The organism is Nocardiopsis protaetiae (assembly GCF_045446735.1).
Classification (GTDB): Bacteria; Actinomycetota; Actinomycetes; order Streptosporangiales; family Streptosporangiaceae; genus Nocardiopsis; species Nocardiopsis protaetiae.
Genome location: NZ_JBJJBV010000261.1, coordinates 1 through 12,310, shown reverse-complemented (window position 1 = coordinate 12,310; position 12,310 = coordinate 1). Strand labels below are relative to the sequence as shown.

Below are 12,310 nucleotides of genomic sequence, written 5' to 3'. Positions count from 1 at the left end.
GCGGCACGGTGGACAGCGGCGCCGGGCTGCTCTACGACCTGGGGCCGCACCTGATCGACCAGGCGGTCAACCTGTTCGGCCCGGTCGCCTCGGTCTACGCCGAGGTGGACACCCTGCGCGAGGACGTGCAGGCCGACGACGACGTCTTCCTGTCGCTGCACCACGCCCGCGGCACCCGCTCGCAGCTGTGGATGAGCGCGCTCACCGCCCAGACCGGCCCGCGCTTCCGGGTGCTGGGCGACGCCGGGGCGTTCACCAGCTCCGGTATGGACGGGCAGGAGGCGCGGCTGCTCGCGGGGGAGAGCCCGACCGCAGCGGACTGGGGCGTCCTGCCGGAGTCGGACTGGGGGGTGCTGGGGGTGGACGGGGAGACCCGGCGGGTGCCCTCCGCCCGGGGCGCCTACCCCGAGTTCTACGCGGGGGTGCGCGACGCGGTGGGCGAGGGCGAGCCGCTGCCGGTGGACCCGCACGAGGTGATCCACGGGCTGGAGGTCATCGAGGCGGCCCGGCGCAGCGCCCGCACGGGCACGGTGGTCACGCTTCCGGGGCGCTGAGGCCGCCCTCCACGGCGGCGCGGACGAACCCGGTGAGGAAGTCCGCGAGCTCCTCCCGGGTGTCCGGCGCCTCCGGGTCCCGGCCCAGGGTCATCCGGACCAGCTGCGGGACGATGGTGGGCCAGGCGGCCACGCCGATGAGGGTGAGCAGCAGCATGCGGGTGCGCTCGGACGGCTCCTCGCCCAGGGCCGCGGCCAGCGCCCGGTCCTTGCCGGTGTAGAGCCCGGCCCGCGCCTCCTCCTCGGGGAGCGGGCGGTCGCCGTAGTGCAGGGCCTCCCACAGCAGCAGGCGCAGCAGCTCGGGGTGGTCGCGGTGGTACTCGTGGACGCTGCGCGCGTACGCGGCCGGGTCGGTGTCGCCCTCCAGCGGCACGGCCCGGCCCAGTTCCCCCAGCGCCTCGGTCACGACGTGCTGGAACAGCCGCTCCTTGTCGCCGAAGTAGGCGTAGATGCGCTGCTTGTTGACGCCGGCCCGGGCGGCGATGCGGTCCACCCGCGCGCCGGCGATCCCGTGGTCGGCGAACTCGCGCCGGGCGGCCCGCAACAGCAGTTCACGGGTGGTCTCGGGGGATCTCATGGGTCCAGGGTAGGGGAGCGCCAACCGTCCGGTTGCCCGGGGGGTGGCGAGGCTCACGTGACCACAAGCGGACGGGTGGCGGGGTCCGTTCCATGTTGACAACCAACTGGTTGGTTGTGGAGGGTGATGCGGTGTTCCCCCCGACCGCCACGAGCGGTCGCGGCACCGGACCATCGAAAGGCGCGACCACCCATGACACACGACCACCACCCCCTGTGTATCGTCGGCGACCGCTTCGGCGGGTTCGCGGCCCACGACTCCGTCCTCACCCTCGGCTCCTTCGTCCGCGCCGTACGCGGCGGCCGGTTCGACGACACCGACAAGCCCGTCACCCTGCGCCTGGGACAGGGCATCGGGGAGTACGAGTGGGACTACCTCCACGCGGTGCTGCGCACCTACGGCCGCGACGACCGCTTCCACCTCCCCGACCGCCCGCCGCTCATCGTCAACCGGGCCGAGGCGCACAAGCACCGGGCCGAGAACGTCCTCATCGCCGACCTGGCCCGGGTCGGGGACGACACCTACCGGGCGGCCCTGCGCCTGCACTCCGACAACGAGATCCTGCTCGACCACCAGACCGGCGAACACGTCCAGGGCATGGTCGTGATCGAGGCGGTGCGGCAGATGTTCCTCGCCGTCACCGAACGCCACCACATCGCCCACCTGCCCCCGCGCCCCTACTACTTCGTCATCGACTCGCTGGCCACCGACTTCGAGAACTTCCTGTTCCCGCTGCCCGCCGAGATCCACTACCGGACCCGCCGCGCCGACCTGGACGACCGCGGCCGCCTCGGGTTCGCCGCCACCGTCGACATCGAACAGGCCGGACGCCGCGCCGCGCGCTCCGAGGTCGAGTTCACCGCCTTCGACGCGACGTTCCTGCACGGGGTGGAGCACCGCCGCGCCGCCCGGGCCCTGGCCTGGAGGCCCGACGGCCGCGACAGCGGGCGTCCGGAGCGCGCCGACGTTCGGGCGGGGGTGTGACCGTGACCGCCGCCTGCCCGCACGGCCGCTCCGGCCGGGGCGCCTTCTTCGACGTCGACGAGACGCTGCTGTCGGTCAAGAGCATGTTCGACTTCCTCGAACACCGCGCCGCCGAACTCCGCCACCCCCGCTCCGCCGTCGAGGAGCACCTCGCCGGGCTGCGCGCCCTGGCCGCGGCCGGGACGCCCCGCGAGGAGGTCAACCGCGCCCACTACCGCCACCACCGGGGAGAGCACTACGACGCCCTGGTCCGCAGCGGCCTGCGCTGGTTCGAGAGCCGCCGCCACCGCCCCGGGTTCTGGCTGCCCGCCCCGGTTCGGGAACTGCGCCGCCACCTCGACGAGGGCGCCCGCGTGGTCCTGCTCTCCGGCTCCTTCTTCGCCTGCCTGGACCCGGTGGCCGTGGCCCTGGGCGCGCACGAGGTGCACGGCACCCGGCCGCTGACCCGCGACGGGGTGCTCACCGGCGAGGTCGAACGGCCGATGATCGGCCGGGCCAAGGCCGACGCGGCGCGGGCGAGCGCCGCGGCACACGACCTGTGCCTGGAGTGCAGCCACGCCTACGGCGACCACACCAGCGACCTGCCCCTGCTCAGCGCGGTCGGCCGTCCGCACGTCGTCGGCGCCGACCCGGACATGGCCGCCCACGCGGCCGAGCACGGGTGGCCGGTCCTGGACCCCCTCGCCCCCGCGCCCGGGGACCCGCACCACGCGGACACCTGCCGCTGCGGGTGCGCCCTGGCCGACTGGTCGACACGGACGGAGGCCGCGCTGTGAACCTGGACTGCGAGGTCCTGGTGATCGGGGCCGGACCCACCGGGCTCGCGGTCGGCTGCGAGCTGCGCCGCCGGGGCACGGACGTCCTGGTGGCCGAGAAGGCCGCCGGCATCGACCCCCGGGCCCGGGCCGTCATGGTCCACGCGGGCGCCCTGGAGTGGCTGGACGGGCACGGCCTGCGCACCCGGATCGAGTCCGCGGGGCTGCGCCGCGACCGGATCGTCTTCCACGTCGGGACCGGGACCGGGGCCGGGGCCGGGACCGGGACAGGGGAGTCCTACACCGTCGACTTCACGGACCTGCCCACCCCCCACCCCTACTACGTGAACGTCCCCCAGCCCGAGGTCGAGCGTGTCCTGGAGGAGGCCTACCTGGGCCTGGGCGGCCGCCTGCTGCGCGGCGCCGCCTACACCGGCCACCGCGAGGAACCGGGGCACCTGGTCGCCGAGCTGGCAGGCCCGGGCCAGGCGGGCCCCGTCCGGGTCCGGGCCCGGTACCTGGTCGGCGCGGACGGCGCGGGCAGCACCGTCCGCGACCGCCTGGGGATCGCCTTCCCCGGCACCACCCACCCGGCGCCCTACCTGCTCTGCGAGGGGACGCCCGGACCGGCGACGGACGTCGACCCCACCGGGTCGGCCATGTTCGTCGGCCCCGCCGGAGCGGTCTCCGTCCTCCCCCTGCCCGGCGGGCGCCTGCGCATCGCGGGCCCGGTCACCGCCGACGTCCCGGACGGGGACGAGGCGCTCACCCTCGACGCCTTCCGCGCCGCGGTCGACGGGCTCGGCTTCGGGGATCGGCTGCGGATGGACACCGTCGAACGGCTCGCCCGCTACCGCGTCCACGAACGGCTCGCGGACCGGTTCCGGGTCGGCCGGGCCCTGCTGGCCGGGGACGCCGCCCACCTGAACCCGCCCGCGGGCGGGCAGGCCATGAACACCGGGTTCGCGGACGCGGCGGACCTGGCCGCACGCCTGGAGGACGTCCTGTCCGGCGCCCCGGCCGGGGTCCTGGACGGCTACGAGGCCGTCCGCCGGCCCGCGGCCGCGCGGGTGGCGCGCAGCACCCGGGTGGCCGACCTGCTCCAGGCCATGCGGGACGCCGCCACCGGGACCGAGCGCGCCTTCGTCCGCGGCGCCCTGTCCGGGCTCGCCCGGGAGTGGAGCCAGCTGCCCGCCGGCGCCGCACGGCGGGAGGTGGCGCGGTGAACCCCCCGCTGGGCATCCTCGGCACCGGCTCCTACCTGCCCGACACCCGCGTCGACGTGCGCCGGGCCGCGCGGGAGCTGCCCGAGCGGGACCGGGACCGGCTGCTGGCCCTGGGCTACACCGGTGTGTGCGCCGAACCCGACCTGTACCCGGGGGACATGGGCCTGATCGCCGCGCGGCGGGCCCTGGCCGACGCCGGACTGGCCGCCCGGGACGTGCGGACGCTCGTCTTCGCCTCCATCCACCGGCACGGCCACCGCCGCATGTGGTCGCCCGCCTCCTGGCTCCAGGAACGGCTCGGCTGCGTCAACGCCCTGCCCTTCAACGTGCAGCAGGGCTGCAACTCCCAGCTCCTGATGCTGGACGTGCTGCGCGCCGGGGCCGCCGCGGGGGAGGCCGTCCTGGTGGTCGCCGCGGACCGGTTCTCGGACTCGGCCTTCGACCGGTTCGCCGGCGACTACGGCATCGCCTACGGGGACGGCGCCGCGGCCGCCGTCCTGGCCCCGGCGGCCGGCCGGGGGTGGCGGATGCTCGGCACCCGCACGGTGTCCGACCCCTGGCTGGAGGGGCTGCACCGCGACGAGCGGCCGTCCGCCGAGACGCCCGGCGGCCTGACCGCCGAACACGACATGCGGGGCGCCAAGCGGTCCTTCCTCACCCGCCACGGCAAGGAGGTCCTGGCCGAGCGCACCCGGGCGGCGGTGGCGGAGATCCGCGACGCCCTCCTGACCGGCGCGGACGGTCTCCCCGGCGGCGGCGGTCTCCCGGCCAGCGGCGACGGCCTCCGGGCGGTCGTCTACCCCAACCTCGGCCTCCCCCTCCTCGAAGGCTCCTACTTCCCCGAGCTCCCCGGCGGGGCCGACCGGTCCCTGTGGGACTTCGGCCGCACGGTCGGCCACCTGGGCGGGGCCGACCAGATCGCCGGGCTCGACACCTGGACCCGCACCCGGGACCCCCTCCCGGGCGACCGGGTCCTGCTCATCGGCGCGGGCGCCGGGTTCACCTGGACCGGGATGCTCCTGGAACGCGAACCCGGACCCGGGCCGGAACCAGCGCCCGAATCGGCGCCCGAACCGGCGCCACGCACCACGACACCGCAAAGGACACCACGATGACCAGCGTCGACCGGCACACGGCCGGGCCACGGACCGGCAACAGCGACGGCTTCCTCATCTGGCTCATCATCCTGCTCGCCCCCATCGGGCAGATGGCCATCGACATCTACGTCCCCTCGCTGCCCGCCATGGTGGACTCCTACGGGACCACCCGGGGCGCGGTGCAGCTCAGCGTCACCCTGTACCTGATCGCCTTCTCCGTGGGACAGCTGTTCTACGGCCCGTTCTCCGACGCCGTCGGGCGCAGGAAGGCCCTTCTCCTGGGCGTGGCCCTGTACCTGGTCGGCGGGGTGCTCTGCCTGTTCGCGCCGACGATCCACTGGTTCGTGGCCGCCCGGGTCGTCCAGGGCCTGGGGATCACCGCCGCGTCGGTGGTCATGAAGGCGATCGCCGCCGACCGGTTCTCCGGGCCGCGACTGGCCACCGTCATGACCTACATGGTCGTCTCCTGGGGCATGGGGCCGATCGTCGCCCCCGTCATCGGCGCCTGGTTCCACAGCACGCTGGGCTGGGAGTACAGCCTGTACTTCCTGGTCGCCTACGGCGTCCTGCTCCTCGTCCTTCTCGGCGGGGTCTACCGCGAGACGAACGCCGCGCCCCGGGCCATGGGCGCGGGCGAGCTGGCGCGGGGCACGGCCACGATCCTCGGCGACGGGGTCTTCACCCGCATCCACCTGTCCATGGGGCTGTGCTACGGCATCCTGCTGGTGTTCAACCTGGTCGGCCCGTTCCTGGTCCAGGACGTCATGGGGCACTCGCCCGCCCTGTACGGGGCGATCGCCCTGGGGATGGGGGTCGCCTACTTCGCCGGGGTGTTCGGCAACCGGGTGCTGCCCGCCGGGCTCTCCCAGCGCGCCAAGTTCCGGACGGCCTCCACCGGCGCGGTGGTCGCGGCGGCGCTCATGGTCGCGGGCGCGGCGTTCACCGAGCCGAACCTGTGGGTGCTCACCGCGCCCTCGGCCGTCATCGTGTTCTTCGCCGGGATCCTGTACCCGAACCTGATGGGCCTGGGGGTGTCCCGCTTCCCGGGGATGACCGGCCTGGCCAGCTCCTGGCTGGGGTTCTGCCTCATGCTGTGCTCCGGCCTCATCATGCTCGCCTCCTCCCTGCTGCGGGTCGACGGCCCGCTGCCGCTGGCGGTGCTGTTCCTGGCCTGCACCCTGGGGTGCCGCCTCCTGGTGATGCGCACCCTGCCCGACACGAACCGACCCGGTCCCCGGACCACAGAGAACCCGGACCACAGAGAAAGAGGAGACACATGCGCACCACCGACCTCGGCGGCCTGACCGTCCCGGTGCAGGGCCTGGGCTGCATGGGCATGAGCGAGTTCTACGGGCCCGGCGACGAGGCCGCGTCCGTCCGCACCCTGCACCGCGCCCTCGACCTGGGGGTGACCCTCCTGGACACCGCCGACATGTACGGGACCGGCGCCAACGAGGAACTGCTCGGCCGGGCGCTCAAGGGCCGCCGGGACGAGGCCGTCCTGGCGACCAAGTTCGGCATCCTGCGCACCGGCGACCCGACCGCCCGCCCGGTCCGCGGCGACGCCGCCTACGTCCGGCAGGCCGCAGAGGCCAGCCTGCGCCGGCTGGGTACCGACGTCATCGACCTGTACTACATGCACCGCGTCGACCTGGCGGTGCCCATCGAGGAGACCGTCGGCGCCATGGCCGAGCTGGTCGCCCAGGGCAAGGTCCGGCACCTGGGCCTGTCCGAGGTGACCGCACAGGAGGTGCGCCGGGCGGCCGCCGTCCACCCGATCGCCGCGGTCCAGTCGGAGTGGTCGCTGTGGAGCCGCGACGTGGAGGAGTCGGTGGTGCCCGAGTGCGCCCGGCTGGGCGTGGGGTTCGTGCCCTACTCCCCGCTGGGGCGCGGGTTCCTCACCGGCACCATCGCGTCCACCGACGGGCTCGCCGCCGACGACTTCCGCCGCACCCAGCCCCGGTTCGAGCGGCTGGCCGAGAACACCCGGCTGCTGGAGCCGATCGAGCGGATCGCGAAGGAGCACGGGGCCACCCCGGGTCAGGTGGCCCTGGCCTGGGTGCACCACCGCGCGAACGTGTGGGGGCTGCCGGTCGTGCCGATCCCGGGCACCCGCCGGGTGGAGCGGCTGGAGGAGAACGCCGCGGCCGCCGGCCTGGCGCTGACCGAGGCGGACCTGGCGGCGCTGGAGGGCATCGCCGGGGCGGTGACCGGGACCCGCTACCCGGACATGACGCTCACCTCGGCCGGTCCGCGCTCCCGGGACTGAGCCGCCGTCCGCGCCCGGCCCGGACGAGGCCGGCCGGGCGCGGGCGTCCGCCGGTGTTCGGACACGGTTCGCCCACACGTCGCTCACGGTCGGGGCCGTTCGGCCCCGCGCGCGCCCGGTCGGGCCTATGTTGGAGGGAGGTTACCCGCGCGTTTCGCCGAAGGAGACTCCCGTGGCCCAGGTCCTCGTGGTCGCAGACGACCTCACCGGTGCCAACGCCACCGGGGCCCGCTTCGCCCGCACCGGGATGCGCGTGGCCACCGTGACCCCCGAGCACGTCAGCCGGGTCGCGGGGGACTACGACGTGGTGGTGGCCAACCTCGACAGCCGCCACGTCCCGGCCGAGCAGGCGGTCGACCTGATCGCCGACGTGGTGGAGGCGGTCTGGCCGGTGGGGCTGGTCGTCAAGCGCACCGACTCCACCCTGCGCGGCAACATCGGCGCCGAACTGGAGGCCGCCTACCGGGAGGTCCGCGATCGGGTGCCCGCGGGGACCCGGGTGCGGGTGCTGCTCACCCCGGCGTTCCCCGGGAGCGGGCGCACCACCGAGAACGGCGTCCAGCTCCTCAACGGGGTCCCGCTCCAGGACACCGAACTCGCCGACGACCCGCTGTGCCCGATGACCACGGGGGTGGTCGCCGACATCGTGGCTGCCCAGTCCGGGCTGGCCGTGCGCCACGTTCCGGTCCGCCAGGTCACCCAGAGCATGCTCACCGCCGAACTGCTGGCGGGGGACGAACCCGTCGTGCTGTGCGACGCGGCCACCGAGCAGCACCTCACCGACATCGCCGAGGCCGCCGCGGCCGCCCACCACGACGACGGCACCGTGTGGGTCTCCGTCGACCCCGGACCCACCGGCGCGCTGCTCGCCTACGCCCTGCGGCTGCGCGGCCAGGCCGGCACCCGCGGGCCCCTGCTGGGGGTGGTCGCCAGCACCACCGACCTCACCCGCCGCCAGCTCGCCACGGTGGCGCGCACCGGCGCGGTCCGCTTCGTGGACCTGGACGCGGTGGCCTTCACCGACCCCGAGAGCGACCACGCCGACGAGGTCGCCCAGGAACTCTCGGAGAAGCTCCTCGCCGCGGGGTTCCCGGACCTGTGCGTGCTGCGGGTGATCACCACCTCCGAGCGGGTGCGGGCGCTGCCCGGCCGGGTCCGCGCCGAACTGCCCGTGCGCATCGCCCGGCTGGTCGCCGACACCGTCCACGAGATCGCCGAGGGCACCGGCGCCCACGCCCTGCCCAGCGGGCTCTACCTCACCGGCGGGGACCTGGTGGCGGGGCTGTTCGACGAGCTGGACGTGCACGCGTTCGACGTCGGCGGCGAGGTGGTCCCGCTGGCCGTCCACGGCCACATCACCGGCGGCCCGCTCGACGGCACCCCGGTGGTCGCCAAGGGCGGCCTGGTGGGCGACGACATCACCCTGGTCGAGTGCCTGGCCAAGCTGCGGCGCGCCGTCCAGGCCCGCCTGCACCAGGTCCACTCGGAGGTCTCCGAGCACGTGGTGCCGACCCTCATCCGCGACCCCGCCTGATCCGGGCTCGCCGGAGGCCGACTCGGACCCCGGCCCGAGCCGCCCCTTTGGAAGTCAAGTTCGACCAGTAGTCCGGCCGCTGTGCGCGGCGACGAGCTCCAGCGCCCCGAGAACCTCCGGACCGTCCAGCACGGCCGCTGCTCCCGGCAGCCGCCTCAACCGCAGCATCGCGTGCAGCACATCGGCGAAGGGATGGCAGAGCAAGGCGTCCATGACGGCCTCCGCGCGGTCGGCCCGCCCGTCCTCGACCAGGTGTGAGACGTCCCGCAGCATGGAGGACGTCCGCACGAAGGCGAGGGCCCTACCGCGTTCGAGGTCCGCCCGGTTCAACCGGAGCAGATCGATCGTGACGCGGCCCTTGTGGGTGAGATGCACGTAGCGCCCGACGGACAGGCGCAGTTCCAGGTGGTCGTAGGGGTCCTCGGCCGTCGGATCGATCAACAGGGGCGCACCGTGCTGATCGAGGGGGAACGCGAAACCCTTGGCGTGGCTGTTGCAGCACGAGCACGCCAACAGGTGGTTGAGCCAGTCGAACGTGCGCTCGGGGGCACGGGTGATCGGCTCGAAGTGGTCGACGTCCGTTCCGAGGTTGTCCCCGCAGTACATACACCGGTTCAGACCCGCGGCGAACCGGGACAGCTCCTCCCGAAGCAGTGCGCGCAGGTCGCGGGCGCTCTTCCAGCGTCGACGGGCGGTGTCGGCGTCCGCGCTCCCCAGCCGCCGGGTACGGGCATCGAGCTTGGAGACGAGCTCGTCGGGCGGATCGGTGCGCTGAAGCCTGATCACCTCAGTACCGGTCCAGCCGTGCGGAGACCTCGTCCACCCGTGCCGTCAGGGAACTCGTGAGCAGGCGCCGCAGCTCGGCGTACTCTTCTCTCTCCTGGGGGGACGCGACGTCCCGGAGTACACGCGCCTCCAGCTCCGAGAGCCGTTCCCGTTTCTCGTCCGCCTGCTCGGAGTAGGGGGAGTCGATCCCGAACAGGTCGGTGAGCAGGGCGTCGTCGCCGCTGCCGAAGACGACGCGCTGGTACAGCTCGTCCGACACGGCGTGCGGTGCGGTCTCCTCGTTCGTTCCGGGCAGCCGGATCAGCCCGCCCGGGTCGGCGCTCTGGCAGATGTAGGGACTGTGCGACGAGACGATGAACTGCGTGCGCGGGAAGTGGCGTTTGAGCCAGCCGCCGATCGCCTTCTGCCAGCTCACGTGCAGGTGAACGTCGATCTCGTCGATGAGCACGACTCCGGAAAGGATCACCACGGGGGTGCGGCCCGCACGGCTCTCCCAATATCCCAGTGCGTCATCCCCCTCCGCCGAGAAGACCTGCCGGACCAGATCGAGGACGAGGGCCGTGACCGTCCGGTATCCGTCGCTCAGCTCGGGCAGCGCGGACACATGGGTGCCGTTGCTCACCCAGAGGCCGTCGGCATCCACCCGTTCGACACGGAAGCCGCCGGGGAGCAGGCCGTCGTTGAGCATGTCCGTGACGAACGTCAGGCGCTCCGCGGCCCTGTTCCGGCCCTCAAGCTGTCGTAGGTGGAGGTCCTTCAGCCACTCGATGGACTCGGACAGGGAGACGTCCTCGTTGAAGAGGCTGGCCAGACGGGATACGGGTCCGGGGCTCATCGTCAGGCGCTGCGCCGGAGAGGCGCCCCCTTCGAGTCGGCGGAACGGTCCGTACCCGGCGACGAACCAGCCGCTGCTGTCCTCCGCCCACGGGCCCCGACCGGGAAGACGGGTGTCACGGCCCTCCGTCACGTCGTCCGGGCCCGTGACACGGGAGCCGCCGCGGGCGGACTCGCTCCGACGCCACCGGATCACGCCGGTGAAGGACCGCCCCGGTGTGCGTCCCGGGCCCGTGTAGGTGTCCCATGTGCCGGGGGCGATGGTGGTGGAGACCATCGCGGAGTCCGCCCCCTGGGTGATCCAGTGCTCGAAGTCGGGGACGAGGCTGCGCGCGTAGGACGGACCGACCAGACCGAGGGCGATGGCGCGGAGCAGCGTCGTCTTGCCGGAACCGTTGCGGCCGGCGAGCACGGTCCAACTGCCGTGCTCTTCCGAGGGGAGGGGGAACTCCAGATCCCTGGCGGCTGTGGGACCGTGGAACCCTCGGACACCGTCGACGCTCACACGCTCGATATGCAAGTCGGACTCCGCTGTCAGCCGGCCGGGACGGGGCCAAGCCTAGAGGAAAAGGCCCCCACGGGCGCAGATCCGGCGGCGACCGCCGGTTGAACGCCCCGCACGGAGTGGCCCTGACGTGGGCGTGTGAGGGATGCCCGGGGCCGGGATGACAGGTGTCATCCGGGGCCGGTGACAACGGCGCCTACCGGCCCGCGGGCCCGGCGGCGAGGATGGTGCACATGACGAAGACACAGAGCACCTCCCCGAACTGGACCCTCGGCCTCTCCCTCGGACTCGCGGTCGGCATGGGCTTCGCCGCCGTCCTCACCGACCTGCTGCTGGGCGTCGCCCTCTCGGCCTGCTTCGGCGTCGCCCTCGCCTACGCCCTCCCCCTGGCCCGCCGCGCCGCGGAGTGACCCCCACCGGTGAAAGGCGGCGGGGGCCGCATCCCCTTTCCGGCTCGAACGCGAACACCCTGCCACCGTGAGGCGGCTCGCGCGGGTCGTGGTCCATGGGCTCGGTATGGTTCGCGACCGTGTCCGGGCCGGGCGCGGGTGGCGTTGGCCGCGCCCACATGAACGCGAGCGAACCCTCGAACCGGGCCGGACGCCCGGCCCGGTTCGACGTCCAGGACCGCGAGCACCCCGCCCGGCCATCCGGGGGAGGGCGACCACGGGGTGGCGATCCGCCCGCCGGGGCGGACGACCCCCATCCACCGCCAGGGGACGGCGGCGACGGTGCAGGTCGCGATGGGCCGGTCATAGGCAGGGCCGACCGGGGGTCTCGCCGTCGCCGGTCGGGACGGTCGGCGGTTACCCGGCGGCGGTCAGGTTCGCATGAGCGGTGGAGGCCAGGCCGGGGTCGGTTCCGGCGAGTCGGCCCTGCTCTCCCGGGTCCGTAGGGAGTTGCGGGCGGATCTCGCGGAGTTCAGCGAGGACCTGGCCGACACGCTGATCCTGTGCGGCAGCGAGATATTCGCGAACGCGGTGAAGTACACGGCCTCAGGCCGAGGCGACGGCCGTGGTCGAGGAACTGTCCACCGCCTGGGGCCGCACCCCCGTTCACCCTCTCGGCGACCTGGGCACCCACACCTGGGCCGCCTTCGTCCTCACCTGAACACGGCGGACGCCCCCGGCCGTCCAGTCCGGGGGCGTCCGCGGCAACACCGCTCACCGCTCACCGCGCCAGGGCGGCG

12 protein-coding genes are annotated in these 12,310 nt (G+C 73.9%); 9 read left to right on the top strand and 3 right to left on the bottom strand.

What is annotated here, in order from left to right; translation table 11 throughout:
• Positions 1-554, top strand: a 554-nt coding sequence (locus tag ACJOT3_RS28370) for a Gfo/Idh/MocA family oxidoreductase (protein ID WP_406976189.1), incomplete at its 5' end; no start/stop codon positions are given.
• On the opposite strand, the gene ACJOT3_RS28365 is transcribed toward ACJOT3_RS28370, so the two are convergent.
• A complete protein-coding gene (locus tag ACJOT3_RS28365) occupies positions 535-1,131 on the bottom strand; it encodes a TetR/AcrR family transcriptional regulator (RefSeq protein WP_406976188.1) in 597 nt (198 codons plus the stop codon). The genes ACJOT3_RS28370 and ACJOT3_RS28365 overlap by 20 nt on opposite strands.
• A 192-nt stretch (positions 1,132-1,323) precedes the next feature.
• Between ACJOT3_RS28365 and ACJOT3_RS28360 the strand changes: the two genes are divergently transcribed.
• The 7 genes from ACJOT3_RS28360 to ACJOT3_RS28330 all read left to right on the top strand — a co-directional run bounded on the left by ACJOT3_RS28360 (position 1,324) and on the right by ACJOT3_RS28330 (position 8,996).
• Positions 1,324-2,115: an AfsA-related hotdog domain-containing protein gene (locus tag ACJOT3_RS28360; protein ID WP_406976187.1), complete on the top strand. Its 792-nt coding sequence runs from the start codon at positions 1,324-1,326 to the stop codon at positions 2,113-2,115.
• 2 nt (positions 2,116-2,117) lie between these two features.
• Positions 2,118-2,891 carry an HAD family hydrolase gene (locus ACJOT3_RS28355; RefSeq protein WP_406976186.1) on the top strand — a complete coding sequence of 258 codons (774 nt, stop codon included), beginning with the start codon at positions 2,118-2,120 and terminating at the stop codon, positions 2,889-2,891.
• The gene (locus tag ACJOT3_RS28350; RefSeq protein WP_406976185.1) at positions 2,888-4,096 is read left to right on the top strand and encodes an FAD-dependent monooxygenase; all 1,209 of its coding nucleotides are present in this window, start codon (positions 2,888-2,890) and stop codon (positions 4,094-4,096) included. Before ACJOT3_RS28355 ends, ACJOT3_RS28350 begins: the two co-directional genes overlap by 4 nt.
• A complete protein-coding gene (locus ACJOT3_RS28345; RefSeq protein ID WP_406976184.1) occupies positions 4,093-5,211 on the top strand; it encodes a ketoacyl-ACP synthase III family protein in 1,119 nt (372 codons plus the stop codon). The genes ACJOT3_RS28350 and ACJOT3_RS28345 overlap by 4 nt, the downstream gene beginning before the upstream one ends.
• Positions 5,208-6,497 carry a multidrug effflux MFS transporter gene (locus ACJOT3_RS28340; RefSeq protein WP_406976183.1) on the top strand — a complete coding sequence of 430 codons (1,290 nt, stop codon included), beginning with the start codon at positions 5,208-5,210 and terminating at the stop codon, positions 6,495-6,497. The genes ACJOT3_RS28345 and ACJOT3_RS28340 overlap by 4 nt, the downstream gene beginning before the upstream one ends.
• Positions 6,470-7,462 carry an aldo/keto reductase gene (locus ACJOT3_RS28335; protein WP_406976182.1) on the top strand — a complete coding sequence of 331 codons (993 nt, stop codon included), beginning with the start codon at positions 6,470-6,472 and terminating at the stop codon, positions 7,460-7,462. The genes ACJOT3_RS28340 and ACJOT3_RS28335 overlap by 28 nt, the downstream gene beginning before the upstream one ends.
• Before the next feature lie 172 nt (positions 7,463-7,634).
• Positions 7,635-8,996 (top strand): four-carbon acid sugar kinase family protein, encoded by a 1,362-nt coding sequence (locus ACJOT3_RS28330; protein WP_406976181.1) that lies wholly within the window; start codon positions 7,635-7,637, stop codon positions 8,994-8,996.
• A gap of 54 nt (positions 8,997-9,050) precedes the next feature.
• Here ACJOT3_RS28330 and ACJOT3_RS28325 read toward each other — a convergent pair whose 3' ends face one another.
• Complete coding sequence (locus ACJOT3_RS28325) at positions 9,051-9,782, bottom strand: HNH endonuclease family protein (protein WP_406976180.1); 732 nt, start codon at positions 9,780-9,782, stop codon at positions 9,051-9,053.
• A 1-nt stretch (position 9,783) separates the two neighbouring features.
• Complete coding sequence (locus ACJOT3_RS28320; protein WP_406976179.1) at positions 9,784-11,136, bottom strand: AAA family ATPase; 1,353 nt, start codon at positions 11,134-11,136, stop codon at positions 9,784-9,786.
• Positions 11,137-11,354: 218 nt separating this feature from the next.
• On the opposite strand from ACJOT3_RS28320, the gene ACJOT3_RS28315 reads away from it, so the two are divergent.
• Complete coding sequence (locus ACJOT3_RS28315) at positions 11,355-11,531, top strand: hypothetical protein (RefSeq protein WP_406976178.1); 177 nt, start codon at positions 11,355-11,357, stop codon at positions 11,529-11,531.
• Positions 11,532-12,310: the final 779 nt, after the last annotated feature.

Bases quoted from the DNA above. Each gene is read 5' to 3' on its own strand.
- ACJOT3_RS28340 (WP_406976183.1), top strand. From the start codon at position 5,208: ATGACCAGCGTCGACCGGCACACGGCCGGGCCACGGACCGGCAACAGC.
- ACJOT3_RS28335 (WP_406976182.1), top strand. From the start codon at position 6,470: ATGCGCACCACCGACCTCGGCGGCCTGACCGTCCCGGTGCAGGGCCTG.
- ACJOT3_RS28360 (WP_406976187.1), top strand. From the start codon at position 1,324: ATGACACACGACCACCACCCCCTGTGTATCGTCGGCGACCGCTTCGGC.
- ACJOT3_RS28365 (WP_406976188.1), bottom strand. From the start codon at position 1,131: ATGAGATCCCCCGAGACCACCCGTGAACTGCTGTTGCGGGCCGCCCGG.
- ACJOT3_RS28315 (WP_406976178.1), top strand. From the start codon at position 11,355: ATGACGAAGACACAGAGCACCTCCCCGAACTGGACCCTCGGCCTCTCC.